Origin of the sequence: Actinomycetospora endophytica, assembly GCF_021026375.1 — a bacterium.
GTDB classification, from domain to species: Bacteria; Actinomycetota; Actinomycetes; order Mycobacteriales; family Pseudonocardiaceae; genus Actinomycetospora; species Actinomycetospora endophytica.
Genome location: NZ_JAJNDB010000002.1, coordinates 395,099 through 421,832, shown reverse-complemented (window position 1 = coordinate 421,832; position 26,734 = coordinate 395,099). Strand labels below are relative to the sequence as shown.

The window sequence follows — 26,734 nt, the reverse complement described above, 5'->3', positions numbered from 1 at the left end:
CCCGAGCCTACGGGCCGAGAGCCCCGCGAGCCGTCCCTGCGCGGTCCGCGACGTGCCCCACGCCGTGGGGATTCGCACAGCCGCGTCGTGGGCTGGCAGGGTGTCTGCCATGAGTTCCCTCCCGTTCCCGGTGCGCGTCGCCGCCGGTCTGGTCGTGACCGCGGTCGAGGAGGTGCAGGCCCTCCCCCGCACGATCGTGGGTCTGCCGATCACGGCCGCGAGCCAGGTGCTGCAGCTCTCGATGCGCGCGCAGCAGGTCGTCACCGAGCTGGCCATCAAGGGCGACACCGCTCTCGAGGGCGCCCGGCCGGTGGAGGAGGCCCCTTCCTGGGCGCGTTTCGACGACGACACCGACGACCGGACGCCCGTCCTGCCCCGTCGCTCGCCCTTCGACGACGCCGCCGTCGCGCCGTCCGCCGCGGCGACCAACGGGCACCCCCGCCCCGTCACCGGCACCCCGATCGGCGTGGCCGAGGAGGCGCCGCCCACCCCGGACGCCCTGCCCGGCTACGAGACGATGACCATCGCCCAGCTCCGCGCGCGGCTGCGGAGCCTGTCGGTCGACCAGCTCACCGAACTGCTCGCGTGGGAGTCGGCCCACGCCGACCGCCCGCCGTTCGTGACGATGCTGACCAACCGCATCGCGACGCTGACCGCGGAGTCGTGAGCGCACCCGGGAGACGCAGCAATGAGATGAGCACGCCGACAGGGGAGCTCGACCCGTGAGTGCGGACCCGGACCCGGCGACCACCGCCGAGGCGCCGTGGCCGGTGCGCACGGTGGCCCTGAAGGTCTCGAAGTGGATCGACCGTCTCGGGGCGGTGTGGGTGGAGGGCCAGCTCACCCAGGTCAGCGCCCGCCCCGGGACGGGGACCGCCTTCCTGACGTTGCGCGACCCCGCCGCCGACGTGTCCCTCTCGCTCACCGCCCCCGCGCAGATCGTCCGCGGGGCGGCGCCGCCGCTCGCCGAGGGCCAGCGGGTCGTCGTGCACGGCAAGTTCTCGTTCTACTTCGGGCGCGGCACCCTCTCGCTCCGGGTCGACGAGGTCCGCGCGGTCGGCGTCGGCGAACTGCTCGCCCGGATCGAGCGGCTCCGCGCCCTGCTGGCGGCGGAAGGGCTGTTCGACCCCGCCCGCAAGCGCCGACTGCCGCGGCTGCCCGGGTGCGTCGGGCTCGTCACGGGGCGGGCGAGCGCGGCCGAGCACGACGTCGTCACCGTCGCGACCGGACGCTGGCCCGCGGTCCGGTTCCGCGTCCTCAACACCGCCACCCAGGGCGTGCAGGCGGTCCCCCAGATCCTCGACGCGTTGGAGACCCTCGACCGGGACCCGGACGTCGACGTCATCGTCCTCGCGCGCGGCGGCGGCAGCGTCGAGGACCTGCTGCCGTTCTCCGACGAGGCGCTGTGCCGCGGGGTGGCGAGCTGCCGCACCCCCGTCGTGACCGCCATCGGGCACGAGCCGGACACCCCGCTCGTCGACCACGTCGCCGACCTGCGCGCCGCGACCCCGACCGACGCCGCCAAGTCGATCGTCCCGGACCTCGCGGAGGAGACCGCCCACCTCGAGCACCTGCGGACCCGCGCGCGGCGTGCCCTCCACGCGTGGGTCGAGCGGGAGGAGGCGGCGCTGGCGCGGCTGCGCTCCCGACCGGTGCTCGCCGACCCGCTGCGCGCGGTCGCGACGCGGGAGGACGAGGTGGCCGGGCTCGTCGTCCGGGGGCGCCGGGTGATCGACGGCGGGCTGCGCGAGCGGGACGCCGACGTGCGGCACCTGCGCGCCTCGCTCACCGCGCTCGGGCCGGCCGCGACGCTCGCGCGGGGCTACGCGATCGTGCAGGCGGGCGGTGAGGTGTCGGCGCCGGTGCTCCGGTCGGCCGAGGACACGTCGCCGGGGGACGTCCTGCGCGTACGGCTGGCCGACGGGGCGGTGCGAGCCCGGGTGGAGCCGGCCGAGTGACGGGCCCCGGAACGTCAGCGATGGGCCATCGCTGACACAGGATCCAATTCAGCACGCCGATAGGGTCAGCAACGCCACATTCTCGATCCGCCCGAGGGGAGGACCGCATGGCCGCCGAGAAGGACGCCGACCCGTCCACCGACGAGCCGGGCTACGAGCAGGCCCGTGAGGAACTGGCGGCCGTCGTCGCGAAGCTCGAGGCGGGTGGGCTCTCCCTGGAGGACTCGCTGGCGCTGTGGGAGCGGGGCGAGTCGCTGGCGCGCACCTGTGAGCGCCACCTCGCGGGCGCCCGCGAGCGGGTGGAGACCGTCCTGCGCGAGGCCGAGTCCCGCGAGTAGTCGCACGACGGTCGGACCCGTCGGCCACACTGTGCGTCCATGAGCGCCGGGAAGGGCAGTCCGGAGAGCGCCGAGGACGGATGGGCGCGGACGATCCGTGAGGCCCACGACGGGTACCACGCGGGAACACGCGGGCACCGCGACCCGGACGTGCTCGTCGACGACGTCGTCACGTGGCGGATGCTCTCGCCGCACCTGATCCGCGCGCTGCTCTTCCTCGTCTCCCCGACCGTGCTGCTGCTGATCTGGCTGCTGCTCGACTACCTCGCCAGCACCTCCAGCCCGTCGATCACCGGCCGGCTGATCATGAACGTGATCGCCGCCGTGACCGCGGTGCTCTACCTGGCCGGGCTCGCGTCGTTCTTCGCGCCCGCGAAGGAGCCGATCGCGGAGTACTCCCGGCTGCTCGAGGGACGCGCGGCGGCGGCACGGGGCGCGTACCAGTGGGTCAGCCGTGCCGCGCAGGCCCGCCGGACGCCTGCGGAGGTCACGCCGAGCACCGTCGCGGGGGTGCCGGTGCTGCTGTTCCGGCAGCGCAGTGAGCGCGCAATGCTCCTGGTGCAGCCGTACGGGGCGGATCTCTACGTCGGCTGGACGATGTGGCGCTCGCGCTCGACCGCGACCCTGCTCGCCCACTTCCTCCGCGACACCTTCGGCCGCTTCGCCCCGCTGCCGGTCTTCTCCTCGGAACTGCGCGCCGCGTCGACGCGGGCGATGCGCGAGAGCGTGCACTCCCTCGCGCGCGAGGGGGTCGCGGCGGCGGCGCACGTCGAGGAGGTCCGGGAGCAGCAGACCGCTTTCGACGACGGGTACGGCCGGTCCGGGCATGACGACCGCGCGTACGACGACGGGTACGGCCGGTCGAGGTCCGGCCGCGCCGGATACGACGACGGCCGGGACCACGCCGGCCGGACGGCCCGGACCGGCTGGGACGACGAGCGGCAGTACGAGGGCGCCCCGCCGCCCGAGCCCGACGACGCGGCCGAGACCGGTCGCCCGGACCCCGGCGCCCTCCCCCGCTCCACCCCCGCTGCCGACCCGACCGCGGGCTGGACCACCGAGGAACGCGAACGCGAGCACGCGACCCGCCGCTCCACCGAGGGCTGGGGCCCGCCGCCGCGCGACTGACCTCGAAGATCGCGAATCGTGCGGCGGAGTGATCGCTGAGCGAGCACTTCGCCACACGGATCGCGATCATGGGCGAGCGCGAGCCGTGAGTGGCGCCGTCCGCTCGTCAGATGGCAGCAACGAGCCATCGCTGACATCACGAGCGCCGGACCCGAACCCCTCACCCGTGCGGCACCACCGGCGCACCCGCCGTCGTCGTCGCCACCTGCACGAAGCGCGCGGGCGACCCGTCCCCGGTGAGCAGCCAGCGCACGCCGTCCACGTCGGTCACCCAGAGCGCCTCGCCGCGCACCCCGCGGTAGGTCGTCCACGTCCGCCCGCCGGCCGACACCGGCCCGAGCGCCTGCGGCGCGCCCTCCTCGGACGCCACCAGCGCCGCCTCGTCCGCGTTCGACTGCACCAGCCGCACGAACCCGCTCTCCGGCGTCACCCACCCGAGCCGGAACGCGCGCCCGGCGCCGACCGGACGCACGTCGGAGGACTGCGGGATCCAGTCGGCGGGCAGCGCGGGGGCCCGGACGGCGAAGGGCACCGAGCGGGCGGCGTCCCGCGCGGCCTGGGCCACGTCGATGTGCTGCACGGAGCCGCGGTCGACGGAGGGGCTGGTCGGGGAGAACGAGCAGGCCCGGGTGAGACCGGTGAGCGCGAGGACGATCACCGCGAGCACGATCGTCCCGATCGCCAGCGGTCCCAGCGTCGAACCGCCCGATCCCCCGCGCGGCGCACTCACCGAAGCCTCCGATCCATGCCTCCATCGTTCCAGTGGCGGGCGCCCCGGCCCCGGCCGGTCGAAGCCGGTTCCGTGACCGGGCTGGTCTGGGAGGATGAGGGTTCCGCCCGCCCTGCACCCGATGAGGAGACAACTCGGTGACCTCCACGCAGTCCCCGGCCGCCGCCCGTCGCCCCGAGGCGCCCGACCGCAACCTCGCGCTCGAACTGGTGCGGGTGACGGAAGCGGCTGCGATGGCCGCCGGACGCTTCGTGGGACGCGGGGACAAGAACGGCGGCGACGGGGCTGCCGTCGACGCGATGCGCAAGCTCATCGGCTCGGTCTCGATGCGCGGCACGGTGGTGATCGGCGAGGGCGAGAAGGACGAGGCGCCGATGCTCTACAACGGCGAGGAGGTCGGCAACGGCGACGGGCCGGAGTGCGACGTCGCCGTGGACCCGGTCGACGGCACCACGCTGATGGCCAAGGGCATGCCGAACGCGCTCGCCGTCCTCGCCGTCGCCGAGCGGGGCGCGATGTTCGACCCGTCGGCCGTGTTCTACATGGAGAAGCTCGCGGTCGGGCCGGAGTACGCCGACGTCGTCGACATCACCGCCACGGTCAAGGACAACCTGCGGGCCATCGCGAAGCGCAAGGGGTCGGGCATCCCGGACGTCACGGTCGTCGTCCTCGACCGGCCGCGGCACGACGACCTGGTCCAGGAGATCCGCGACGCGGGGGCACGCATCCGCTTCATCTCCGACGGCGACGTGGCCGGCGCCATCGCGGCGGCGCGGCACGAGAGCGACGTCGACCTGCTGCTCGGCGTGGGCGGCACGCCGGAGGGGATCATCGCGGCGTCGGCGATCTCCTGCATGGGCGGGTCGTTCCAGGGCCGGCTGTGGCCGAAGGACGACGAGGAGCGCCGCAAGGCGATCGCCGCGGGGCACGACCTCGACCGCGTGCTGCACACCGGCGACCTCGTCCGCGGCGAGAACATCTTCTTCTGCGCCACCGGCGTCACCAACGGCGACCTGCTGCGCGGCGTGCAGTACCGCGCGGGCGGCGCGACGACGCAGTCGCTGGTGATGCGTTCGAAGTCCGGCACGGTGCGCCTCATCGACGGCTTCCACCGGCTCAAGAAGCTGCGTGAGTACTCGACGGTGGACTTCGGCGCCGACGAGATCGAGAGCGACGAGAGCCCCTGGGGATAGGTGGCCCGAGCCACTCCCACCCCGACTCGTCCGGCGCCCGGTCAGGCGCGAGGATGCGGCCATGGGCAATGACGCAGGCACGAACGGGTACCGGACCGAGCACGACACCATGGGCGAGGTCCAGGTGCCGGCGAACGCGCTCTACGCAGCGCAGACGCAGCGCGCCGTCGAGAACTTCCCCATCTCGGGCCGCCCCATCGAGCCGGCGCAGATCCGTGCGCTCGGGCTGGTCAAGGGCGCCGCGGCGCGCGTGAACTCCTCGCTCGGGGTGATCGACGCGTCGATCGCCGACGCGATCTCCGCCGCCGCCGACGAGGTCGCCTCCGGCGCGCACGACGGCGAGTTCCCCATCGACGTGTTCCAGACCGGCTCGGGCACCAGCTCGAACATGAACGCCAACGAGGTCATCGCGACGCTGGCCTCGAAGGCCCTGGCGTCTTCCGGGTCTGGCCAGAAGGTCCACCCGAACGACCACGTCAACGCCTCGCAGAGCTCCAACGACGTCTTCCCGACGACGATCCACCTGGCCGCCACCGAGGCGGTCGTCACGGACACCATCCCCGGGCTGGACCACCTCGGCGCCGTGCTCAACCGCAAGGCCCAGGACTGGAAGCACGTCGTGAAGTCCGGCCGCACCCACCTCATGGACGCCGTGCCGATCACGCTCGGCCAGGAGGCCGGCGGCTGGGCGACCCAGTGCAGCCACGGCACCGAGCGGCTGCGGGCCGCCCTGCCGCGCCTGGGCGAGCTGCCCATCGGCGGCACCGCGGTCGGCACCGGGATCAACACCCCGGAGGGCTTCGGCGGCAAGGTCGTCGAGGAGCTGCGCCAGGCCACCGGCATCCCCGAGCTGACCGAGGCCCGCGACCACATCGAGGCCCAGGGCGCCCGCGACGGCCTCGTCGAGATCTCCGGGGCGCTGCGCACCGTCGCCGTCAGCCTCTACAAGATCGCCAACGACCTGCGCTGGCTCTCGTCCGGCCCGTCGACCGGCCTCGCCGAGATCCACCTGCCCGACCTGCAGCCCGGCAGCTCGATCATGCCCGGCAAGGTCAACCCGGTGATCTGCGAGGCGACCATGATGGTCGCCGCCCAGGTGATCGGGAACGACGCGACCGTCGCCTTCTCCGGCTCGCAGGGCAATCTCGAGCTCAACGTCATGATGCCGGTGATGGCGCGCAACGTGCTGGAGTCGGCGCGCCTGCTCGCCAACGCCGCCCGCCTGCTGGCCGACCGCGTCCTCGAGGGCACCGAGGCGAACGAGGAGGCGTGCCTGCGCTACGCCGAGTCGTCGTCGGCGATCGTCACCCCGCTCAACCGCCTCATCGGCTACGAGGAGGCCGCGAAGATCGCCAAGAAGGCGATGAAGGAGCGCAAGACGATCCGCGAGGTCATCGACGAGGACGGCTACGTCAAGGACGGGAAGCTCACCCAGGAGCAGCTCGACGAGGCCCTGGACGTGCTCGCGATGACGCGCGTGGACTCGTGACGGGGTAGCGCGTGCTCTTCGCCGTCGTCGTCGAGGCCTCGTCACAGGTCGGGGCGACCCGTTCCCGCAAGGCCAAGACCGCGGCACTCGCCGCGGTCCTGGCCGAGGCGGGCCCCGACGAGGTCCGGCCGGTCACCGCGTGGCTGGCCGGGGACATGCTGCAGGGCCGCACCGGCATCGGGTGGCGGACGCTGTCGGGTCTGTCGGTCGAGCCGGCGGTGGAGCCGTCGTTGTCGGTCGTCGATGTCGACGCGGCGCTCGACCGGCTGGCCGCGCTGGCGGGGTCGGGCGCCGGGGTCGGTGCGCGGCGGACGGCGGAGCTCGAGGCGCTGCTGGGTGCTGCCACCGCTGACGAGGGCCGCTTCCTCGTCCGGCTGCTCGGCGGTGAGCTGCGCCAGGGGGCGCTCGAGGGGCTGATGCTCGAGGCGGTGGCGTCGGCGGCAGACGTTCCGGGCGATGCCGTCCGTCGGGCGTTCATGCTCTCGGGTCGGCTCCCGGAGACGGCCACCGTGGCGCTGACCGGCGACGATCCGGTCGCGGAGCTGGGCGCGATCGGGCTGGAGGTCATGCGCCCGCTGCGCCCGATGCTCGCCTCCCCCGGCGATTCCCTCGAGGCCGCCCTGGCCGAGCTCGGCGCTCCCGACGGTGACCCGGGGGTCGTCGTCGAGCACAAGCTCGACGGGGCGCGCATCCAGGTGCACCGAAGCGGCGACGAGGTCCGGGTGTGGTCGCGGACGCTGCACGAGATCACCTCCTCGGTGCCGGAGATCGTGGCGCTGGTCTCCGAGCTGCCGGTCGAGACCGTCGTGCTCGACGGGGAGACACTCGCCGTCGCCGAGGACGGGCGACCGCGCCCGTTCCAGGAGTCGATGAAGGGCCTCGGGAACGGGGCGATGCGGCCGTGGTTCTTCGACTGCCTGCACCGCGACGGGACCGACCTCGTCGACGAGCCGCTCGAGACCCGTCGTCGGGAACTCGCGGAGGTCGTCGGCGACCGGCTGATCCCGGGCGTGGTGCGCCCGACGCCGGAACAGGCGGCGGACGCCGTCGCCGAGGCGCTGGCCGCCGGGCAGGAGGGCTCGATGGTCAAGGCCCTCGACTCCACCTACACGGCGGGGCGGCGCGGCCGGTCGTGGCAGAAGGTCAAGCCCGCGCACACGCTCGATCTCGTTGTGCTGGCCTGTGAGTGGGGCTCGGGGCGGCGGCGCGGATGGCTCTCGAACATCCACCTCGGGGCGCGGGGCGCGGACGGCGAGTTCGTCATGATCGGCAAGACGTTCAAGGGGATGACCGACGAGACGCTGCGCTGGCAGACCGAGACGTTCCCGCAGTACGAGACGCATCGGGATTCCTACACGGTGTACCTGCGCCCGGAGATCGTGGTCGAGATCGAGCTGGACGGCGTGCAGACCTCGACCCGCTATCCCGGTGGCGTGGCGCTGCGGTTCGCGCGGGTGGTGCGCTACCGCGATGACAAGCCCGCCGCCGAGGCGGACACGCTGGAGACGGTCAAGGGCCTTCGGCCCATGTGAACGAATATTGTCGTTCCGGCGACGAAATTCGTTCACAAGCGAACGCTCATCTCCAGCCCGTCCCCCAGCGGGAGGTGCTGCGAGCGGTACCCGGGACCGCGGACGTGCGCGAGGTAGTCGACCAGCGCCTCGGGGAGCATGTCGGTGTCGTCGGCGATGATCAGGGCGCCAGGTCGCAGCCGGGGCTCGACGACGCGCAGCACCGGCAGGTAGAGCTCGCTCCACCCGTCGAGCAGGAGCAGGTCGACCTCGGGCAGGTCGCGCAGCGTCTCCAGCGCGTCCCCGACCCGTAGGTCGACGAGGTCGTCGAGCCCGGCCCGGCGCAGGTTGGCCGCAGCGACGGCCGCCTTCGTCGGCTCCAGCTCGGTGGTGATCACGGTGCCCGCGGCCGCGTTGTCGCGCAGTGCCGCCGCGAGGTACGTCGTCGAGACCCCGAACGAGGTGCCGAACTCGACGACGGTGCGGGCGCGGGTCGCGTGGACGAGCGTGGCGAGGAGATCGCCCACCTCGCGGGGCACGCAGATCCACGCCTCGCGCAGTTCCGGCGCGAGCGCGGTCTCGGAGATCGGGCCGGCGGCGGCCACCCGGCTGACGAGTGCCTGGAGCTCCGGCTCCTGCGCGTCGGCGGCGTGGAGCATCTCGTCGAGGAGGGTCCGGACGGGGTCGGTGTCGAGCGTGCTGATCGTCATGGCGACGACGCTAGGTCGGCCGCGGATTGTGCTGAAGACACGCGTGCTGACCCTAGGATTGCGTCCCGTGCAATCCGTGGACCTCAACCTGCTCGAGGTGCTCGACGCGCTCCTCCAGGAGGGCAGCGTCACCCGGGCCGCGGAACGGCTGCACCTCAGCCCGCCCGCGGTGAGCCGCTCGCTGACCCGGTTGCGCCGGATCACCGGGGACCCGCTGCTGGTCCGCGCCGGGCGCACCCTGGTCCCGACCCCCGCGGCCGAGGCGATGCGCGGCCCCGCGCACGAGGTCCTCGCCGCCGCGCAGGGACTGCTGTCGACCCGGGCCAGCCCGTCCGACGCCGACCTGGAGCGCTCGCTCGACGCCGTGCTCACGGTCCGGACCGGCACCGACGCCGCCGAGGAGTTCGGCCCCGACCTGCTGGCCGCGATCACGGCCCGGGCTCCCGCCGCACGGCTGCGGCTCGTCGGCGAGGGCGACGAGAGCGCGGCGGACCTCCGTGACGGCACGGTGGACCTCGACCTCGGCGCACCGATCACCGGCGACGAGGGGCTGCGGCACGAGACGCTGACCCGCGACGTGATGGTGCTGGTCGGCCGGCGCGACGGTGCGCTGGCGCGGCGCACGGAGGACCGGGATCCGACGGCGGCCGACCTCGCCGTCGTCGGACACGTGAACGCCTCCCGACGGGGCGTGCTGCGCGGCCCGCTCGACGAGGCGCTCGAGGCCCGGGGCGAGGCGCGCACCGTCGTCGCCACCGCGCCCGGGTTCTCCGCGGCCTGCACGCTGGCCCGGTCGGCCGACCTGGTCTGCCTGGCCCCCGAGCGCCTGACCCGCCGGGTACGGGGCGCCGAGCTGCGGACCTGGCCGAGCCCGGTGCCGCTGCCCCCGGTGCACCTCGTCCAGACCTGGCACCGGCGCACCGACGCCGACCCGGTGCGGCGCTGGCTGCGCGACCGGGTGCGGGAGGTCGTCGGCGCCTCCGGTTCCTGACGGCCGGTAACCTGTGCGCACGTGCGGTTCCTCGACGGCCACGGCCCGGCTCATGACCTGACCTACGACGACGTCTTCCTCGTCCCCGAGCGCTCGGACGTCGCATCCCGGTTCGACGTCGACCTCGCCGTCGCCGACCCGTCGGGCGCCACCATCCCCGTCATCGCGGCGAACATGACCGCGGTCTCCGGCCGGCGCATGGCGGAGACGCTGGCGCGCCGCGGCGGGATGGCCGTGATCCCGCAGGACGTCGACGCGGCCGCCGTCGCCGACATCGTCGCCGGGGTGAAGTCGCGGCTCACCGTCTGGGACACCCCCGTCGTCCTGAACCCGGGCGAGGCGGTGGCCGACGCGCTCAACCTCGTCAACAAGCGCGCGCACGGCGCGGTGGTCGTCGTGGACGACGGCGGGCGCCCGCTCGGCGTCGTCCGGGAGTCCGACTGCGCCGGGGTCGACCGCTTCACCCGCCTCGCCGACGTGCTGGTCCCGGCGGTGACGGTGTCGGTCGGCACCGAGCCGCGCACCGTGTTCGACAAGCTCTCCGCGCCCGGCGCGGGCGACCTCGCCCTCGGGGTCGACGACGGCGGCCGGCTCGCCGGGGTCCTGACCCGCACCGGCGCGCTGCGGGCCGACGTCTACACCCCCGCGCTCGACGGCGGGGGCCGGCTGCGGGTGGCGGCCGCGCTCGGCGTGAACGGTGACGTCGCGACCCGTACCAAGGAGCTCGGCGCGGCGGGGGTCGACGTGCTCGTGGTGGACACCGCGCACGGGCACCAGTCCAAGACGATCAGCGCGCTGCGGACGGTCCGGGCGACCGCACCGCACGCGGTCGTCGTCGCGGGCAACGTCGTCACGTCCTCCGGGACCGCCGACCTCGTGGATGCCGGAGCGGACATCGTCAAGGTCGGGGTCGGGCCGGGCGCGATGTGCACGACGCGCATGGCGACCGGGGTCGGGCGGCCGCAGTTCTCCGCCGTGGCCGAGTGCGCCGTGGCCGCGCGGGAGCGGGGCGCGCACGTGTGGGCCGACGGCGGGGTCCGACACCCGCGCGACGTGGCGCTGGCGCTGGCCGCGGGCGCGTCGGCGGTGATGGTGGGCTCGTGGTTCGCCGGGACCTACGAGTCGCCGGGCGACCTGCAGCGCGACGAGTCGGGCGCGCCGTACAAGGAGTCGTTCGGGATGGCCTCGAAGCGGGCGGTCACCGCCCGGACGCGCACCGACTCGGCGTTCGACCGCGCCCGCAAGGGGCTCTTCGAGGAGGGCATCTCGTCGTCGCGGATGCGTCTCGACCCCGCCCGGCCCGGCGTCGAGGACCTGCTGGACGCGATCTGCGCGGGCGTGCGCTCGGCGTGCACGTACACCGGGGCCGGGACGCTCGAGGAGTTCCACGCCCGCGCGGTGCTGGGGGTGCAGTCGGCGTCCGGGTTCGCGGAGGGCCGCCCGCTGCCGACCGGCTGGTGATCGACTTCGGCTCGTTCTGAGCGAAGGGCCCCTTCGCTCGAATAGATGGGCCAGGGGCGCCCCTCGCCGGAACGCGTTGCCCGGGCCCGGAACTGAGCGAGGGGCCCCTTCGCTCGATCTACTCGACCGAAGGGGCCCCTCGCTCAGAACGGCAACGGCGGGTCAGCCGAGCCCGGCCTCACCCTCCAGCATCTCGGTGACCAGCGCGGCGATCGGCGAGCGCTCCGAGCGGGTCAGCGTGATGTGGGCGAACAGCGGGTGGCCCTTGAGCTTCTCGATCACCGCGGCGACCCCGTCGTGGCGGCCCACCCGCAGGTTGTCGCGCTGGGCGACGTCGTGGGTGAGCACCACGCGCGAGTTCGTGCCGAGGCGGGAGAGCACCGTCAGCAGCACGTTGCGCTCGAGCGACTGGGCCTCGTCGACGATGACGAACGCGTCGTGCAGCGAGCGCCCGCGGATGTGGGTCAGCGGGAGCACCTCGAGCATGCCGCGCTCGATGACCTCCTCGACGACGTTGGTCGAGACCAGCGCCCCGAGGGTGTCGAAGACCGCCTGCGCCCAGGGCGCCATCTTCTCGTTCTCGCCGCCGGGCAGGTAGCCGAGCTCCTGCCCGCCGACCGCGTACACCGGGCGGAACACGACGATCTTGCGGTGCTGCTGGCGCTCGAGCACCGCCTCGAGACCGGCGCACAGCGCGACCGCCGACTTCCCGGTGCCCGCGCGCCCGCCCAGCGAGACGATCCCGACGTCGGGGTCGGTCAGCAGGTCGATCGCGATGCGCTGCTCGGCGGAGCGGCCGTGCAGCCCGAAGACGTCGCGGTCGCCGCGCACGAGCCGGACCTGCTTGTCCGGCGTCACCCGGCCCAGCGCGGAGGAGCCGCCGCCCAGCAGGCGCAGCCCGGTGTGGCAGGGCAGCTCGCGAGCGCTCTCGACGTCCGCGACCCCGTCGGCGAAGAGCGAGGAGATCTCCGTCTGCTCGGCGGCCACCTCGGCCATGCCGTTCCAGCCGGAGAGCACGACGTCCTGGGCGTGGTACTCGTCGGCGGGGAGGCCCACCGACGCGGCCTTCACCCGCAGCGGCATGTCCTTGGTGACGAGCGTGACCGCCAGGCCCTCGCTCGCGAGGTTCGCGGCGCACGCGAGGATCCGCGAGTCGTTCTCCCCGGTGCGGAAGCCCAACGGGAGCACCGTCGGGTCGGTGTGGTTGAGCTCGACGTGCAACGTGCCGCCCTCGGGCGTGATCGCGATCGGCTCGTCCAGTCGGCCGTGCGAGATCCGGAGGTCGTCCAGCAGGCGCAGGGCCTCCCGGGCGAACCACCCGAGCTCCGGGTGGTGGCGCTTCCCCTCGAGCTCGGTGATGACGACGAGGGGGACGACGACGTCGTGCTCGGCGAAGCGGGTCGGGGCCCACGGGTCGCTGAGCAGGACGGAGGTGTCGAGTACGTACGTGATCCCGTCCCGCGGGGCCGTCGTCGGGGTGTGACCAGGGATGCGGTCCGCGTCCTGACGGGACGGGACGGTGCCGGACACCGACGGGGGACGCTCGACGTGCTCTGCGCTCACGGCTACTCCCTCGGCGGTCGCGGCACCCACGACCACATTCCTCGACGGACGAGTCGGTCGGGACTAGGTCGCGATGCGGAACCGGTGGCGCAGCCCCCCGCCGGGGGACCTGCCTCTCCGGCGCCGAGCGGGTGGACCGGGTGCCGGCCCTCCCGCCGAGCCCGCCCGGTCGACGACGCCGAGGGCCACCGGGGGCAGCGCGGCCGGAACGGAGTCCGGCCTTCGCACCCCGGCGGTGCCGCGGCACCGCGATCCGAACCGACCCGTCACGTTCTCCGGCCTCCCCGGACGGTCCGCATCCGCTACGGCGCCGTCGAGGCGGACGGTACAACCGATGACCGGTCGTTGTCGCGCGCCGAACGTGACGAGTTCATGTCGCGCGTCATACTGTCGGTGACATCGATGAGTCGTCGGCGTGGCCTGGATACCGCTCGTCGTGACCGCGCGGGGTGTCGCTCCCCGTGTCGAATTGCTCGCGCCCCGTGAGCGTCTCGCGCCGCAGCCGCGCCGGCGTCCAGGCCTCGTCGAGCAGCCGGGCGAAGCGCGGGCCGGGGCTCCCGGCCCCCTCGGCGTCGAGCCACGGCCGCACCAGGCGCACCCCTTCCACGTAGGTGGTCGTGTGGATCCGCCAGCGCGGGTGGGCGAGGAACTCGAGCATCCGCCCGGCGCGGTCGTCGTCGATGAGCAGCCACCGGCGCAGATGGGCGCGGGCCTGCTCCTCCCGGTCCACCGCGTGACCGCCGTGCAGCAGCAGTGCGGCGTCCTGTCGGACGGCCGCCAGCGGGAGCATCGCGTCCTCGACGGCCTCCCCCAGCGCGCCGTCGGCCGCCGTCGTCGTCACCCCCGCCGCCGCGAGGTGCCCGGCGGACCACGCTCCCCAGCCCGGCCCGACGACCGCGGCGATCCCGCACTCGGCCGCGCCCTCGGCCACGAGGCTCTGCGGCGTGCGCGCGAGGAAGAGGGCGCGCTCGGGTGCCGGGTCGGCCTCGGCCCGGACCATCTCCGTGTGGTGCCCCGGGTAGGCCTCGTGCGCCGCGAGCAGCGGCAGGTGGCTGCGGCGGTGCCCGCCGTCATGTGAGACCTGCATCACCGAGCGCCCGGGCCCGACGCGGCGCGCGAAGCCGGCCCAGGGCACGCCCGTGACGATCTCGAGGTCGACCCCCTCGCCCGGCGGCAGCCCCACGACCGCCGCGGTGCACTCCCGGAGGGCGACGGTCATCGCCGCGAGGCCGGGACGCAGCAGTTCGGGGGCGACCCGGTCGCGCTCCCGGAACGCGGCCAGCGCGGCGGGCAGTCCGCGCGACGTGGTGGCGAGGAGATCCGCGAGCCGGTCGTGCGCGGCGCGGTACGCGTCGGGATCGCCGGCGACGACCTCGACCCCGAGACACCCGCGGACCTCCGCGGCGACGCCGACGTCCTCGCCCGCCGCCCGCGCCGCGATCACCTCGCACGCGGCGAGCTGGGCGTCGAGGTACTCCGCGCGATCGGCACCGGGAGCACGGTCGGACGCGAGCCGACGACGCAACCGTCCCGCCTCGCGCCGCAGCACGGCCGGGTCCGCCACGGGCTCGTCGGCGATGCGGCGGGCGATCGCGGGATCGCCGAGATGGGCGTCGACGAGCCCCGGGACCACGCGTCCGAGGCGCAGTCCGAGTGCCACGTAGGCCCGCGCGAGCCCCTCGGGGCCGTTCTCGTCCACCGCGCCCGGACAGTACCCGCCCGTGACCGTCCGGAGCCCTCGGCGCGGACGCGTCGTCACTGGATACGACGCCCGGGTGTCGAGGTCGGTGACGGATCGCGCGCTGAATGCTCCCGGTGGGTCGGGCCCGGAACCATTTCCGGCGCGGGTCCCACCCGTTCCGGTGACTCAAGTCGCGGTACGAATTGCCCGCCACTCGATCAGGGAACGACCGATGTCCACGGCCCGGTGGCTTCGTTAAGTTTCACGTCATCGGCCACACCGTCCGTGAGGCCGGAACACACGAAAGCGGGTCACCCGGAACTCGATCCGGGAACCGCAACTCTCACGAGGGAGCTTCTCCGAATGCTGCTGAAGAAGGCGGGAATGGTCGTGCTGGCTGCGGGCGCCGGGATGGTGGCCCTGACGCCGGCCGCGTTCGCGGGCGACATGCCGCAGTCCTCCGACAGCGGGGACAGCGGGCACAGCTGGGGCGGGGACCACGGCGGCAAGGACCACGGCCACTGGGGCCACGGCTCGGGCAACCACAAGTCGGCGTCGTCGTGCGACAACGGCGCGAACCAGCTGAACGCGTCGAAGAACGGCAGCCTGGTCGGCGTGCTCGACGGCTCGCAGGTCGCGGCCCCGATCAACGCCTGCCACATCCTCGACGACAACAACATCCTCAACAACGTGGGCATCGACGTCCTCTGAGCCGACCCACCACCTGACGAACCACGCCGCGGGCTCCCGGCAACCTGGGAGCGCGCCGGGCGCCTGCGGCGTGGGTCACGAGAGAACGCACCGGCGCGTCCGTGCCCATCGGGGGATGGCGCGGGCGCGCCGGTGCGTCGTGCTGTCCCCGCTACTTCCCGACGACGACGGTGGATTCAGCCGCCGTAGCGGCGGTGCCGGTCGGAATAATCGCGCAGCGCACGCAGGAAATCGATGCGGCGGAACTGCGGCCAGAACGCCTCGGTGAAATAGAACTCCGAGTACACGGACTGCCACATGAGGAATCCGGAGAGCCGCTGCTCGCCCGAGGTGCGGATGACGAGGTCGGGGTCGGGCTGGCCCGAGGTGTAGAGGTGCTCGGCGATGTGGTCGACGTCGAGGACCTCCGCGAGCTCCTCGATCGACGTGCCCGCCTCCGCGTGGCGCAGCAGCAGCTTGCGGACCGCGTCCGCGATCTCCTGGCGCCCGCCGTACCCGACCGCGGCGTTGACCTGCATCCCGGTGCGGCCCTCGGTGCTCGCGGCGGCCGCGGCCAGCCGCTCGTAGGTCGGGGCGGGCACCAGGTCCGGGTTGCCGACCACCCGCAGCCGCCAGCGCCGGTCCGGCGCGGCGAGCCCCTCCACGGCGGTCGCGATGATCTCGAGGAGCTGTTCGAGCTCGTCGGCGGTCCGGCCCAGGTTGTCGGTCGAGAGCAGGAACAGCGTCACGATCTCGACGCCGGCGTCGTCGGCCCAGTCGAGCATGTCGACGATCTTGCGGGCGCCGACGCGGTGGCCGTCGCTCGGATCGGTCAGCCCCACCTCGCGGGCCCACCGCCGGTTGCCGTCGAGGATCACCCCCACGTGCCGTGGCGGGTGGCTGACCGCGACCCGGTGACGCAGCCGTCGCTCGTAGAGCGAGTAGGCCACCTCACGGATGTTGTCCCGGACGCTCACGGACGGCCAGGTTACGCCGCCGATGCGACGGATCTAGCCCGTGTCCCCACCCGGGCGAGGGTCGCGTGCCCGTCACCCCTCGGTCGTCGGACGTTCCCCGGGCGCCCAGGCGGCTGCCCTACCCTGTTTCCCGTGAGCCTCACCGACTCGCCCTCGCCCCCGGCGCTGCCGACCAAGCCGCGCATGCGCGGGTGGCTGCACCTGTGGTCGTTCGGGGTCGGGATCGCGGCGGGCGCCACGCTGATCGCGCTCGCGGGCTCCACGGTGTCGGCCGGGGCGGCCGCCGCGTGCGCGATCTACTCCGCGACGGTGCTGGGCCTGTTCGGGATCAGCGCGCTCTACCACCGCCGGTCGTGGACCTCGCTGCGGGCGCGCACGACGATGAAGCGGCTCGACCACGCGATGATCTTCATCTTCATCGCGGGCACCTACACCCCGTTCGCCGTGCTCGCGCTCCCACCGACGACCGGACTGATCGTCCTGCTCGTGGTGTGGATCGGCGCCATCGGCGGGGCGACGCTCAAGCTGCTGCGCCCGCACGCCCCGCGGTGGGTCGGGGTGCCGTTCTACCTGGCCCTGGGCTGGGTCGCGGTGTTCGTGCTGCCCGACCTGCTCCACCGCGGGGGCGTGGCGGCGCTGGTCCTGCTGATCATCGGTGGTGGCTTCTACACCCTCGGAGCACTCTGTTACGCCTTCCAGCGGCCCATCGGATGGCCGAGGACGTTCGGCTACCACGAGTTCTTCCACGCGGCGACCGTCGTCGCGGCGATCTGCCACCACATCGCCATCTGGCTGGTGCTCTACGCCTGAGCGTCGCCGTCGGTCGGGGCCCCGTCCTCGTCGTCGCCGTCCAGCCGCGGGCCCCGCGCCCGGAGCTCGTCGACGGTGCTCATGGCCTCACGCAGCTCGGCGAGCCACGGCTCGGTGTGCTCCCCCACCAGCGCGACCGCCCAGGCCAGTGCCTCGGATCGTGACCGCGCCACGCCGGCGTCGACCAGGGTGTCGAGCACCCGCCGCTCGTTCTGGCGCAGCCGCGTCATGACCGGCACCGACAGCGTCGTGAAGAGCTCCTCCACGCCGTCCTCGTCGTCCGATCCGGAGATCCGCGCGCCCCAGGCCACCTTGCGGCCGTAGCGGTGCTCGGCCTGCCGGGCGATCTCCATCCGGTCCTCGCGGGTCTCCTCCCGGAACCGGCTGATCCGCCCGGCCGCGGTCGCCGCGCGGGCCGCCGCGTCGGTGTCCGCGCCCGCCTCCGGTGCCGGCAGCTCGCCGACGACCAGGATCTCCTCCCGGTCCACCGTCACCTCGGGGGCGTCGACGAACCAGCCGTCGGGCAGCCGGCCCGCCAGCCACGCCGTGAGGTCCTCCGTGCCCGGGAGCTCGCTCGTGGGGCGTCCGCCCCGACCGACCCGTCCACCGCCGCCGGGGCGTCCCCGGTGTCCTCGTCCCACCATCATCTCGGCTCCTCGTCTTTCGCGCCTGCAGCAATTACAGCATTACAAGTACGCAGGAGTCGACGCCGTTCGCCGAGGGAGGACGGGCACGTGGGTTGTCAGCGATGCGGCATGGCTGTCATCCAACGTCAGCGATGCCGCATCGCTGACAACGGCGCGGAGCGCTCAGACCGCCCGCAGGGCGTCCGCGACCTCGTCGGGCGACGCAGTCGGGCGCCGGCAGACGTACCCCTGGCACACGTACGCCGCGGGCCCGCCGTCGACGAGGGGCCGGTCGGCCAGCAGCGGCACCCCGGGGGCGTCGGGCTCGCCCGCCACCACGACGGTGCCGCCCGGCGCGGCCCGGCGCGCCGCGGTCAGGAGCGGCTCACGCTGCGTCTCGTCGCTCCCGACGACGGCGACCTGCAGCGGCCCGCGCAGCGCCGCCTCGGCCGCCGTCGCCCAGCCGCCGGCGAACCGGGCGTGCCGGCCGAGCAGCCTGCCGGCCGTCGTCAGGGACGCCTCGGCGACGCCGCGGTAGCGCTCCGCCCGCTCCGGGCCGGCGAGGACCGCCGCGCCGAGCAGCGCCGACGCCAGGACCGACGACCCGCAGGGCGTGGCGCCGTCGGTGATCTCGCGCGGGCGGCTGACCAGCGCCTCGGCGTCGTCGGCGGTGTCCCAGAAGGCGCCGGTCGGGGCCCCGGCGTCGTCGTGCTCGGCGAAGTGCTCGAGCGCCACGTCGAGCAGGGCGCACGCCTCGTCGAGCCAGCGTGGCTCGGCCGTCGCCTGGTGCAGCGCGAGCAGGCCCTCCGCCAGCCCCGCGTGGTCCTCGAGCACCCCGGGGGCCTCGCCGACGACGCCGTCGCGGGACGTCCGGCGCAGCCGCCCGTCGACGACATGGGTGCGCAGCAGCAGGCTCGCGGCCCGCCGCGCGGCGGCCAGCCAGTCCGACCGCCCGAGGGCCGCCGCGCCCTCGACGAGTGCGGTGACGGCGAGGCCGTTCCAGGCGGCCACGACCTTGTCGTCCCGCGCCGGCTGCGGGCGCGCCCCGCGGGCGGCGAGCAGGGCCTTGCGGGCGGCCTGCCAGCGCCCCTGGTCGTCGGGGTCGACGGGCATCTGCAACGTCGAGCGGCCGTGCTCGAACGTGCCCGCCTCGGTCACCGTCAGCAGCTCGGCCGCCCAGGCGCCCTCGGTCGGTCCGAGGACCTCGACGAGCTCGGCGGGCGACCACACGTAGGTCGAGCCCTCCTCGCCCGCGGCGTCGGCGTCGAGCGCCGAGGCGAACCCACCCTCGGGGGTGCGCAGGTCGCGCAGCAGGAACGCCCCGGTGAGCTCCGCGGCGTGGCGGGCGAGCGTGCCGGCACCGGGCCGACCGGCGGCCAGGCGCGCCTCGTGGGCGTAGCTGCGCAGCAGCAGGGCGTTGTCGTAGAGCATCTTCTCGAAGTGCGGCACGACCCAGCGGGCGTCGACCGAGTAGCGGGCGAACCCGCCCGCGAGCTGGTCGAACAGCCCGCCGCGGGCCATCCGCTCGTGCGTGGCGGTGGCCATGCGCCAGGCCGGCTCGCTGCCGGTGCGCTCGTGGTGGCGCAGCAGGAACTCGAGCACCGAGGACGGCGGGAACTTCGGTGCCCCGCCGAACCCGGCGTTCGCCCGGTCGAACTCGCCCTCGAGGACGTCGATCGCCCCGCCCAGCGTCGTCTCGTCCACCGCCGCGGCGGGCAGCGACCGCGCGACCCCGGCCAGGCGCTCGGCGATCCGACCGGCAGCGCTGCGCACCGAGTCGCCGTCGGTCTCCCACGCCTTCGTCACGGCCGTGAGCAGCTGCGGGAACGACGGCATCCCGCCCTGCGGCTCGGCCGGGTAGTAGGTGCCGCAGTGGAACGGCTGGGCGTCCGGGGTGAGGAAGCAGGTCATCGGCCAGCCGCCCTGGCCGGTCATGGCCTGGGTGGCCTCCATGTAGACCGCGTCGACGTCCGGCCGTTCCTCCCGGTCGACCTTGATCGCCACGAAGTGCTCGTTGACGAACGACGCGATCCGGGGGTCGGAGAACGACTCGTGCGCCATGACGTGGCACCAGTGGCAGGCCGAGTAGCCGACCGAGAGCAGCACCGGGACACCGCGCTCACGCGCCTCGTCGAACGCCGCGGTCTCCCAGGGCCGCCAGTCGATCGGGTTGTCGGCGTGCTGGCGCAGGTACGGACTCGTCGAGTCCGCGAGCCGGTTGGCCATGGGCCCGATCGTCGCACGGAGTCACCACACGGCTCGCCCCGTCGGGCGGCGGGGCCCGATCAGCCGTCCGGCGAGGCCCGTTCGCCCTTCTCGGAACCGGCCGCACCCGACGTCGTCGGCTCGTCCTTCGCCTCCGGCTCCTCGGCCTCCGGCTCCGCGTCCTGCTCCGGCGGGTCGAACGACTCCGGGACGTTGCGCAGCCGCTTGTTCATCGACCGGATGAGCAGCACCGTCGCCACGCCGAGCAGCAGGATCACCACGAGCGCGATCGGCGAGGTCTTGCCGAACTCCTCGCCGCGGTCCGAGCCCGGGGCGGGGGGCTGGGCCTGCGCGAGGACGATCGCCACCGACGCGGGGATCACGGGGTGAGCACCCTCTCGCGGACCCCGGCGAACAGGTCGCCGTCCTCGGCGGACTCGGTCTCGGCCGGGTCCCCGACCAGGGAGCGGGCCAGTTCGTAGTCCTCGGTCGGCCACACGCGCTGCTGCATCTCCATCGGCATGGAGAACCACCGGCCGTTCGGGTCGATCTGGGTGGCGTGGGCGAGCAGAGCCTGGTCCCGCACCGGGAAGAACTCGGCGCAGCGCACCCGCGTGGTCACCCGCGTGCCCGGGTCGGTCCGCGTCTCGTCCCACCTCTCGATCCACTCCGCCCACGGCGATTCGAGGCCTGCCGCCAGGAGTGCTTCGTGGAACGCGACCACCCGCGCCTTCGAGAACCCGTGCGAGTAGTAGAGCTTCAGCGGCTGCCAGGGCTCACCCGCCAGCGGGAAGCGGTCGGGGTCCCCGCAGGCCTCCCACGCCGCCATGGACACCTCGTGGCACCGGATGTGGTCCGGGTGCGGGTAGCCGCCGTTCTCGTCGTAGGTCACGACGACGTGCGGCCGGAACTCGCGCATCACCCGGACGAGCGCCTCGGTGGGCACCTCGAGCGGCTCGAGCGCGAAGCAGCCCTCGGGCAGCGGGGGCTTCGGATCGCCCTCCGGCAGCCCGGAGTCCACGAACCCGAGCCAGCGGTGCTCCACGCCCAGGATCTCGGCGGCGCGGGCCATCTCCGCCCGGCGCACCCCCATCATGTCCGCGAGCACCTCGGGGCGGTCCATGGCCGGGTTGAGGATGCTCCCCGCCTCCCCGCCGGTACACGTCACGACCATGACCTCGGCGCCCTCGGAGACATAGCGCGCACAGGTCGCCGCGCCCTTGCTCGACTCGTCGTCGGGGTGCGCGTGCACCGTCATCAACCGCAGCTGATCTCCCACGCCCCCCATCATCCCTCCCACCCCCGACAGCCTGCCGAGCCGCTCTCCCCGACGACCCCGGATCCCACGATCGCCGCAGGTCGCAAAGGCCCTGTGAGATTCTCCGGAGATCCGGGAACCTCTCGGGCGCATCGTTCGTACGGGTCCCGCAGGGGCTCGACCGTGTTAGTGTCGCCCGACACGGCCCGCATGCCGCGGGTCGTGTTTTTCCGTCTGTGGGCGTTCCCGTCCCCGGCCCGGCCGGGGTCCGCGGGGAGGTCCGGAACAGGCAGCCGCCCCGCGAACCGGCGGGACCGGACCTCCGAGGAGTTGATCGCCGTGACCGAGACGCAGACCCAGGTGACCTGGCTGACCCAGGACGCCCACGACCGCCTCAAGGCCGAGCTCGACGACCTGGTGGGGCAGCGTCCCGCGATCGCGCAGAAGATCAACGCCGCCCGCGAGGAGGGCGACCTCAAGGAGAACGGCGGCTACCACGCGGCCCGCGAGGAGCAGGGCGTGATGGAGGCCCGCATCCGGCACCTCCAGGAGCTGCTGCACACCGCGAAGGTCGGCGAGACGCCCACCGAGTCGGGGACCGCCGTCCCGGGCACCGTGCTCACCGTCCGCTTCGAGGGCGACGACGACACCGAGACCTTCCTGCTCGGCTCGCGCGAGGAGGGCTCGCACGGCGACCTCGAGGTCTACTCGCCGAACTCCCCCCTCGGCTCGGCCCTCATCGGCGCCAAGGCCGGCGACACCGTGAGCTACGACCTTCCCGACGGCGGGTCGATGGAGGTCACCCTGGTCTCCGCGGAGCCCTACTCGCCCTGAGTCCCGGGCGTCCCCGGTTCCACCGTGCCCTCCGCGACGGCGTAGCCCGCCTCGCGGAGGGCGTCGACCATCGCGGCACGGTGGTCGTTCCCGCGCGCCTCGAGCGTGAGCGCCACCTCCACGGAGCCCAGCGCGAGCGGACCGAGGTCGGCCGAGACCTCGAGGCGCCGGTGCTCGACGTCGACGACGTTCCCGCCGAGCCGGCCGACCCGGGCGAGCAGGTCCGCGAGGTAGCCGGGGCGGTCGGGCAGGCGCACCCGCAGGTGCGCGTAGCGCCCGGCGGCCGCCATGCCGCGTCGCACGATCTCGTCGAGCATCAGCGGGTCGACGTTGCCGCCCGAGAGGACCGCGACGACGGGGGCCCGCCACCGCCCGGGGTACTCGGCGAGGGCCGCGACCGCCGCCGCGCCCGCGGGCTCGACGAGCAGCTTGCCGCGCTCCAGGCACTGCAGCACGGCCCGCGACAACGCCTCCTCGCTGACCGTCACGACCTCGTCGACCTGGGCGCTGACCTGCGCGAACGTCAGCTCGCCGGGGCGGGGGACGGCGATGCCGTCGGCGATCGTCGCGCCGGTGACCGTCACGGGCGCGCCCGCCTCGAGCGACGGCGGCCACGCGGCCAGCGCCTCGGCCTGCGCCCCGACGACGCTCACGCCGGTGCCCGCCAGGGCGGCCGCGATACCGGCCACCAGGCCGCCGCCCCCGGTGCAGACGACGACGGTGGCCACGTCCGGCACCTGCTCGAGGATCTCGAGGGCGACGGTGCCCTGGCCGGCGACGATGTCCGGGTGGTCGAAGGGGTGGATGAGCACGGCACCGGTACGTGCAGCGAACTCCTGCGCGGCGGTCAGCGTCGCGTCGAAGGTGTCGACGAGCTCCACGTCGGCGCCGTAGCCGCGGGTCGCCGCGAGCTTGGGCAGCGGTGCGCCCGCGGGCATGAAGACGGTCGCGTGGGTGCCGAGCAGGCCGGCCGCCAGCGCGACGCCCTGGGCGTGGTTGCCGGCACTCGCCGCCACGACGCCGCGGGCGCGCTCGTCGTCGGTGAGTCGCTGGATGCGCCGGTACGCACCGCGGATCTTGAAGCTACCGGTGCGCTGCAGGTTCTCGCACTTGAGGCTGACCGGTCCGCCCGCGGAGCGCGCGAGCACCCGGGACGGTTCGACGGGCGTCCGTCGCACCACGCCCTCGAGGGCGACCCGCGCCGCCTCGACGTCCTCACGGGTCACCAGCGTCTGCGGCACGGTCGCGATGGTGCCCGCTCGGCCGGGGCCGGGTCGCACCGGGAGTTCCCGGTGTGGTCGTGACGTCGCCGACCGGTTCACCATGGCGGCGGACGGCCCGCTCCGTGGTGGGTCGAACGCCGTCCGTGGCCGGTCGGCGCTGCGCGGGACTCGCCGGTCGGACGCGTCGAACCGAACGACCGACATGTGCGGACGTCATCGGTAGCCTGTGTTGAGAGCGTGAACGGCCAGGAGGACAGACGGATGACCGGGACACAGGGTGTCGGCGAACGCCGACCGCTGCGCCGGGCCGCGCGCCTCGGGCTGATCGCCCCGCTCGTCGCGGCCGCCGCGCTCACCGGTGCCGCCGTATTCACCGTCTCGCAGGCGGGCTGTGACGACCCGGGGACCCTCGTCTCCACCCACCACGGGCCGGTCCTCGTGGGCGGGTGCAGCATTCCCGGGCTGGTCCTGCCGGGCCACACCGCGCCGCACGGCTCCGCGAACGACCAGGCGGACGCCCGGCGCGGTTAGCGCCGCCGCACCTTCGCCTCGCCTCCCCCTTCGGGACGAACGACTCGTTCGTGGCGTCTATGGGCACGAACGAGTCGTTCGTCCCGAACGCCGGCGGGCGGCCGGGCGCCGATCGGCGCCTCAGAGCGTCCCGAGCGCCTGCAGCAGGTCCTCGACGAGGTCGTCGCCGTCCTCGATGCCCACCGAGAGCCGCACCAGGTCGGACGGCACCTCCAGCGGCGAGCCCGCCGTCGACGCGTGCGTCATCGCGCCCGGGTGCTCGATCAGCGACTCCACGCCGCCCAGCGACTCCGCGAGCGTGAACACCCGCGTCGCCGCGCACAGCGCCCGCGCCGCGGCGTCTCCCCCGGCCAGCCGGATCGACACCATCCCGCCGAAGCGCCGCATCTGCTTGGCGGCGACCTCGTGGCCGGGGTGCGAGGCGAGCCCGGGGTAGAGCACGGCCGTGACGGCGTCGTGCGCCTCGAGGGCCTCCACCACCCGCTCGGCGTTGTCGCAGTGGCGCTCCATCCGCACCGCGAGGGTCTTGATGCCGCGGGTGGTGAGGAAGCAGTCGAACGGCCCCGGGACCGCGCCCATGCCGTTCTGCAGCCGCGCGAGGTCGGCGGCGAGCTCCTCGTCGGAGGTCACCACGGCGCCGCCGACGACGTCGGAGTGCCCGCCCAGGTACTTCGTGGTCGAGTGCACGACGACGTGCGCGCCGAGGGCCAGCGGCTGCTGCAGATAGGGCGAGGCGAAGGTGTTGTCGACGACGAGGCGCAGCCCGTGCTCCCCGGCGATCCCGGCCAGCGCTGGCACGTCCGCGACGGAGAGCAGCGGGTTGGTCGGCGTCTCGCACCACAGCAGCTTCGTCTCCGGCTGGATCGCCGCGCGGACGGCGTCGAGGTCGGAGAGGTCGACCGCCGAGTGGTGCACGCCCCAGTCCGCCAGCACCGTCGAGACCAGCCGGAACGTCCCGCCGTAGGCGTCGATCGGGATGACGACGTGGTCGCCCGGGCGCAGCGTCGCGCGGAAGAGCGTGTCCTCGGCCGCCATGCCGGACGCGAACGCGCGACAGAACCGCCCGCCCTCGAGCGCCGCGAGCTGGGCCTCCAGCGCGGTGCGCGTCGGGTTGCCGGTGCGCGCGTACTCGTAGCCAGAGCGCAGCCCGCCGACGCCGTCCTGGGCGAACGTCGACGTGGCGTGCACCGGCACCACGACGGAGCCCGTGGTCGGGTCCGGCTCCTGGCCGGCGTGGATGGCGCGGGTGGCGAAGCCGTGGTCACTCACCGGACCATCTTCGCCTACGGCATGTGCGTGCGTTTCCGTGCCCCAGGACGGAAACACACGCACATGCGCGCTGCGCTAACGCCCGGCGAGGAACGCGAGCACGTCCGCGCGCGAGACGATCCCGGCGGGACGGCCGTCGGAGATGATGAGCAGCCCGTCCCCGCCCTGGAGCGAGGTCATCGCCTGCGAGAGCGGCTCGGTGATCCCGACGGTCGGCAGCGGCGGCGCGAGGTGGTCCTCGACGCGGTCCGTGAGCGACGCCTTCCCTGTGAACAGCCGGTCGAGCAGGTCCCGCTCGGTGACGGCGCCACGGACCTCGGCCATCATCACCGGCGGCTCGGCCTTGACGATCGGCATCTGCGAGACGTTGAACTCCCGCATGATCGCGACGATGTCGGAGACCGTCTCGCCGGGGTGCCCGTGCACGAGATCGGGGATCGAGCCGTCCTTGAGCCGCAGGACGTCGCCGACGGTGTACTCCGACGAGTCCGCGCGCAGGAACCCGTAGGACTGCATCCACTGGTCGTTGAAGACCGTCGACAGGTAGCCGCGCCCGCCGTCGGGAAGCAGGACCACCACGACGTCGTCGGGACCCAGATCCTCGGCCACCCGCGCGGCCGCCACCGTCGCCATCCCGCAGGAGCCGCCGACGAGCAGCGCCTCCTCGCGCCCCATGCGGCGGGCCATGTGGAAGGAGTCGCCGTCGGAGACCGCGACGATGCGGTCGCAGATGTCGCGGTCGTAGGTGCTGGGCCAGAAGTCCTCGCCGACGCCCTCGACGAGGTAGGGCCGGCCGTCGCCGCCGGAGTACACCGAGCCGAGCGGGTCGGCCCCGATGATCTGGACGCGCCCGTGCGAGACGTCCTTGAGGTAGCTGCCGGTGCCGGAGATGGTGCCGCCGGTCCCGACCCCCGCGACGAAGTGCGTCACGCGGCCCGCGGTCTGCTCCCAGATCTCGGGGCCGGTGGACGCCACGTGGGACGCCGGGTTCGCGGGGTTGGCGTACTGGTTGGGCTTCCAGCCGCCCTCGGTCTCGCGGGCCAGCCGGTCGGACACCGAGTAGTACGACTCCGGATGCTCGGGCTCCACCGCGGCCGGGCAGACGACGACCTCGGCCCCGTAGGCCCGCAGCGCGTCCTGCTTGGCCACGCTGACCTTGTCGGGGCAGACGAAGATGCAGTGGTAGCCGCGCTGCTGGGCGACGATGGCCAGCCCGATCCCGGTGTTGCCGGAGGTCGGCTCGACGATCGTCCCGCCGGGCTTGAGCTCCCCGGACTCCTCGGCCGCGATGATCATCCGCTCGGCGATGCGGTCCTTCACGCTGCCGCCGGGGTTGAAGTACTCGACCTTCGCGAGCACCAGCGGCGAGTCCGGCCCCGTCGGGACGACGTGGTTCAGCTTCACCAGCGGGGTGTGTCCGACGAGGTCCGCGACGTGCTCGACGTACTGCATGTCGACCATCCTGCCGGGCGGGCGCGGCCGCGGCCGGGTTGTGCGGCGAATCACCGGCGTGGGGGGTTCGACGGGGTGCGCGGCGCCACAGCGGGCCTAGGGTTCT

Annotated in this window: 25 protein-coding genes; 13 read left to right on the top strand and 12 right to left on the bottom strand. The window is 74.0% G+C overall.

Annotated elements, in window-relative coordinates:
- Positions 1-109 precede the first annotated feature (109 nt).
- The 4 genes from LQ327_RS12885 (at position 110) to LQ327_RS12870 (ending at position 3,424) form a co-directional block, all read left to right on the top strand.
- Positions 110-667: a lipid droplet-associated protein gene (locus LQ327_RS12885; protein ID WP_230734107.1), complete on the top strand. Its 558-nt coding sequence runs from the start codon at positions 110-112 to the stop codon at positions 665-667.
- Positions 668-722: 55 nt separating this feature from the next.
- The gene (xseA, locus tag LQ327_RS12880; protein WP_230734104.1) at positions 723-1,958 is read left to right on the top strand and encodes an exodeoxyribonuclease VII large subunit; all 1,236 of its coding nucleotides are present in this window, start codon (positions 723-725) and stop codon (positions 1,956-1,958) included.
- A gap of 107 nt (positions 1,959-2,065) precedes the next feature.
- Positions 2,066-2,296, top strand: coding sequence for an exodeoxyribonuclease VII small subunit (locus LQ327_RS12875; protein WP_230734103.1), 231 nt, complete (start codon positions 2,066-2,068; stop codon positions 2,294-2,296).
- Between the two features lie 39 nt (positions 2,297-2,335).
- On the top strand, positions 2,336-3,424 hold the full coding sequence (locus LQ327_RS12870; protein WP_230734101.1) for a hypothetical protein: 1,089 nt from the start codon (positions 2,336-2,338) through the stop codon (positions 3,422-3,424).
- Between the two features lie 160 nt (positions 3,425-3,584).
- Here the strand turns inward: LQ327_RS12870 and LQ327_RS12865 are convergent, their stop codons facing one another.
- A complete protein-coding gene (locus LQ327_RS12865; protein ID WP_230734100.1) occupies positions 3,585-4,154 on the bottom strand; it encodes a DUF4245 domain-containing protein in 570 nt (189 codons plus the stop codon).
- Between the two features lie 137 nt (positions 4,155-4,291).
- Here LQ327_RS12865 and glpX point away from each other — a divergent pair, with 137 nt between their 5' ends.
- The 3 genes from glpX to LQ327_RS12850 all read left to right on the top strand — a co-directional run bounded on the left by glpX (position 4,292) and on the right by LQ327_RS12850 (position 8,368).
- The gene (glpX, locus tag LQ327_RS12860; protein WP_230734098.1) at positions 4,292-5,347 is read left to right on the top strand and encodes a class II fructose-bisphosphatase; all 1,056 of its coding nucleotides are present in this window, start codon (positions 4,292-4,294) and stop codon (positions 5,345-5,347) included.
- Between the two features lie 61 nt (positions 5,348-5,408).
- Positions 5,409-6,836: a class II fumarate hydratase gene (locus LQ327_RS12855; RefSeq protein WP_230734096.1), complete on the top strand. Its 1,428-nt coding sequence runs from the start codon at positions 5,409-5,411 to the stop codon at positions 6,834-6,836.
- 11 nt (positions 6,837-6,847) lie between these two features.
- On the top strand, positions 6,848-8,368 hold the full coding sequence (locus LQ327_RS12850) for an ATP-dependent DNA ligase (RefSeq protein ID WP_230734093.1): 1,521 nt from the start codon (positions 6,848-6,850) through the stop codon (positions 8,366-8,368).
- Positions 8,369-8,400: 32 nt separating this feature from the next.
- Here the strand turns inward: LQ327_RS12850 and LQ327_RS12845 are convergent, their stop codons facing one another.
- Positions 8,401-9,057, bottom strand: coding sequence for an O-methyltransferase (locus tag LQ327_RS12845; protein ID WP_230734091.1), 657 nt, complete (start codon positions 9,055-9,057; stop codon positions 8,401-8,403).
- A gap of 67 nt (positions 9,058-9,124) precedes the next feature.
- Here LQ327_RS12845 and LQ327_RS12840 point away from each other — a divergent pair, with 67 nt between their 5' ends.
- Together LQ327_RS12840 and LQ327_RS12835 are read left to right on the top strand one after the other, a co-directional pair.
- Positions 9,125-10,048: a LysR family transcriptional regulator gene (locus tag LQ327_RS12840; protein ID WP_230734089.1), complete on the top strand. Its 924-nt coding sequence runs from the start codon at positions 9,125-9,127 to the stop codon at positions 10,046-10,048.
- 21 nt (positions 10,049-10,069) lie between these two features.
- The gene (locus LQ327_RS12835) at positions 10,070-11,509 is read left to right on the top strand and encodes a GuaB1 family IMP dehydrogenase-related protein (protein WP_230734088.1); all 1,440 of its coding nucleotides are present in this window, start codon (positions 10,070-10,072) and stop codon (positions 11,507-11,509) included.
- A 162-nt stretch (positions 11,510-11,671) separates the two neighbouring features.
- On the opposite strand, the gene phoH2 is transcribed toward LQ327_RS12835, so the two are convergent.
- Positions 11,672-13,072: an RNA 5'-3' helicase PhoH2 gene (phoH2, locus tag LQ327_RS12830; RefSeq protein ID WP_372460660.1), complete on the bottom strand. Its 1,401-nt coding sequence runs from the start codon at positions 13,070-13,072 to the stop codon at positions 11,672-11,674.
- 382 nt (positions 13,073-13,454) lie between these two features.
- Positions 13,455-14,771 carry an amino acid adenylation domain-containing protein gene (locus LQ327_RS33890; protein WP_269069878.1) on the bottom strand — a complete coding sequence of 439 codons (1,317 nt, stop codon included), beginning with the start codon at positions 14,769-14,771 and terminating at the stop codon, positions 13,455-13,457.
- 345 nt (positions 14,772-15,116) lie between these two features.
- On the opposite strand from LQ327_RS33890, the gene LQ327_RS12820 reads away from it, so the two are divergent.
- Positions 15,117-15,464, top strand: coding sequence for a hypothetical protein (locus tag LQ327_RS12820; protein WP_230734086.1), 348 nt, complete (start codon positions 15,117-15,119; stop codon positions 15,462-15,464).
- 176 nt (positions 15,465-15,640) lie between these two features.
- On the opposite strand, the gene LQ327_RS12815 is transcribed toward LQ327_RS12820, so the two are convergent.
- A complete protein-coding gene (locus LQ327_RS12815) occupies positions 15,641-16,420 on the bottom strand; it encodes an isoprenyl transferase (protein WP_372460659.1) in 780 nt (259 codons plus the stop codon).
- Between the two features lie 183 nt (positions 16,421-16,603).
- Here LQ327_RS12815 and trhA point away from each other — a divergent pair, with 183 nt between their 5' ends.
- Entirely contained in the window at positions 16,604-17,230 is a 627-nt protein-coding gene (gene trhA / locus LQ327_RS12810) for a PAQR family membrane homeostasis protein TrhA (protein ID WP_230735053.1), read from the top strand.
- Here the strand turns inward: trhA and abmR are convergent.
- The 4 genes from abmR to mca form a co-directional block, all read right to left on the bottom strand.
- The gene (gene abmR / locus LQ327_RS12805; RefSeq protein ID WP_504766136.1) at positions 17,221-17,877 is read right to left on the bottom strand and encodes an ATP-binding transcription factor AbmR; all 657 of its coding nucleotides are present in this window, start codon (positions 17,875-17,877) and stop codon (positions 17,221-17,223) included. The two genes, trhA and abmR, sit on opposite strands and share 10 nt — an antisense overlap.
- A 162-nt stretch (positions 17,878-18,039) precedes the next feature.
- On the bottom strand, positions 18,040-20,082 hold the full coding sequence (locus tag LQ327_RS12800) for a thioredoxin domain-containing protein (protein WP_230734083.1): 2,043 nt from the start codon (positions 20,080-20,082) through the stop codon (positions 18,040-18,042).
- 59 nt (positions 20,083-20,141) lie between these two features.
- Positions 20,142-20,444, bottom strand: a complete 303-nt coding sequence (locus LQ327_RS12795) for a hypothetical protein (RefSeq protein ID WP_230734081.1) — start codon at positions 20,442-20,444, stop codon at positions 20,142-20,144.
- Positions 20,441-21,349, bottom strand: a complete 909-nt coding sequence (gene mca / locus LQ327_RS12790) for a mycothiol conjugate amidase Mca (protein ID WP_230735048.1) — start codon at positions 21,347-21,349, stop codon at positions 20,441-20,443. The genes LQ327_RS12795 and mca overlap by 4 nt, the downstream gene beginning before the upstream one ends.
- Positions 21,350-21,658: 309 nt before the next feature.
- Between mca and greA the strand changes: the two genes are divergently transcribed.
- Positions 21,659-22,153, top strand: coding sequence for a transcription elongation factor GreA (gene greA / locus LQ327_RS12785; RefSeq protein WP_230734079.1), 495 nt, complete (start codon positions 21,659-21,661; stop codon positions 22,151-22,153).
- Here greA and ilvA read toward each other — a convergent pair.
- The gene (ilvA, locus tag LQ327_RS12780) at positions 22,141-23,394 is read right to left on the bottom strand and encodes a threonine ammonia-lyase (protein WP_230734077.1); all 1,254 of its coding nucleotides are present in this window, start codon (positions 23,392-23,394) and stop codon (positions 22,141-22,143) included. The two genes, greA and ilvA, sit on opposite strands and share 13 nt — an antisense overlap.
- Before the next feature lie 243 nt (positions 23,395-23,637).
- Here ilvA and LQ327_RS12775 point away from each other — a divergent pair, with 243 nt between their 5' ends.
- Positions 23,638-23,907: a hypothetical protein gene (locus LQ327_RS12775; protein WP_230734075.1), complete on the top strand. Its 270-nt coding sequence runs from the start codon at positions 23,638-23,640 to the stop codon at positions 23,905-23,907.
- A gap of 120 nt (positions 23,908-24,027) precedes the next feature.
- On the opposite strand, the gene LQ327_RS12770 is transcribed toward LQ327_RS12775, so the two are convergent.
- Positions 24,028-25,176 (bottom strand): cystathionine gamma-synthase, encoded by a 1,149-nt coding sequence (locus LQ327_RS12770; RefSeq protein WP_230734073.1) that lies wholly within the window; start codon positions 25,174-25,176, stop codon positions 24,028-24,030.
- A gap of 75 nt (positions 25,177-25,251) precedes the next feature.
- Positions 25,252-26,628: a cystathionine beta-synthase gene (locus tag LQ327_RS12765; protein ID WP_230734071.1), complete on the bottom strand. Its 1,377-nt coding sequence runs from the start codon at positions 26,626-26,628 to the stop codon at positions 25,252-25,254.
- Between the last annotated feature and the right edge of the window lie 106 nt (positions 26,629-26,734).

What these genes read in the sequence shown, in the direction of transcription:
- LQ327_RS12885 (WP_230734107.1), top strand. Translation starts at nt 110, where the DNA reads ATGAGTTCCCTCCCGTTCCCGGTGCGCGTCGCCGCCGGTCTGGTCGTG.
- LQ327_RS12845 (WP_230734091.1), bottom strand. Translation starts at nt 9,057, where the DNA reads ATGACGATCAGCACGCTCGACACCGACCCCGTCCGGACCCTCCTCGAC.
- LQ327_RS12855 (WP_230734096.1), top strand. Translation starts at nt 5,409, where the DNA reads ATGGGCAATGACGCAGGCACGAACGGGTACCGGACCGAGCACGACACC.
- abmR (WP_504766136.1), bottom strand. Translation starts at nt 17,877, where the DNA reads ATGATGGTGGGACGAGGACACCGGGGACGCCCCGGCGGCGGTGGACGG.
- LQ327_RS12875 (WP_230734103.1), top strand. Translation starts at nt 2,066, where the DNA reads ATGGCCGCCGAGAAGGACGCCGACCCGTCCACCGACGAGCCGGGCTAC.
- LQ327_RS12765 (WP_230734071.1), bottom strand. Translation starts at nt 26,628, where the DNA reads ATGCAGTACGTCGAGCACGTCGCGGACCTCGTCGGACACACCCCGCTG.
- trhA (WP_230735053.1), top strand. Translation starts at nt 16,604, where the DNA reads ATGCGCGGGTGGCTGCACCTGTGGTCGTTCGGGGTCGGGATCGCGGCG.
- LQ327_RS12820 (WP_230734086.1), top strand. Translation starts at nt 15,117, where the DNA reads ATGCTGCTGAAGAAGGCGGGAATGGTCGTGCTGGCTGCGGGCGCCGGG.
- mca (WP_230735048.1), bottom strand. Translation starts at nt 21,349, where the DNA reads ATGGGGGGCGTGGGAGATCAGCTGCGGTTGATGACGGTGCACGCGCAC.
- LQ327_RS12800 (WP_230734083.1), bottom strand. Translation starts at nt 20,082, where the DNA reads ATGGCCAACCGGCTCGCGGACTCGACGAGTCCGTACCTGCGCCAGCAC.
- LQ327_RS12775 (WP_230734075.1), top strand. Translation starts at nt 23,638, where the DNA reads ATGACCGGGACACAGGGTGTCGGCGAACGCCGACCGCTGCGCCGGGCC.
- LQ327_RS12870 (WP_230734101.1), top strand. Translation starts at nt 2,336, where the DNA reads ATGAGCGCCGGGAAGGGCAGTCCGGAGAGCGCCGAGGACGGATGGGCG.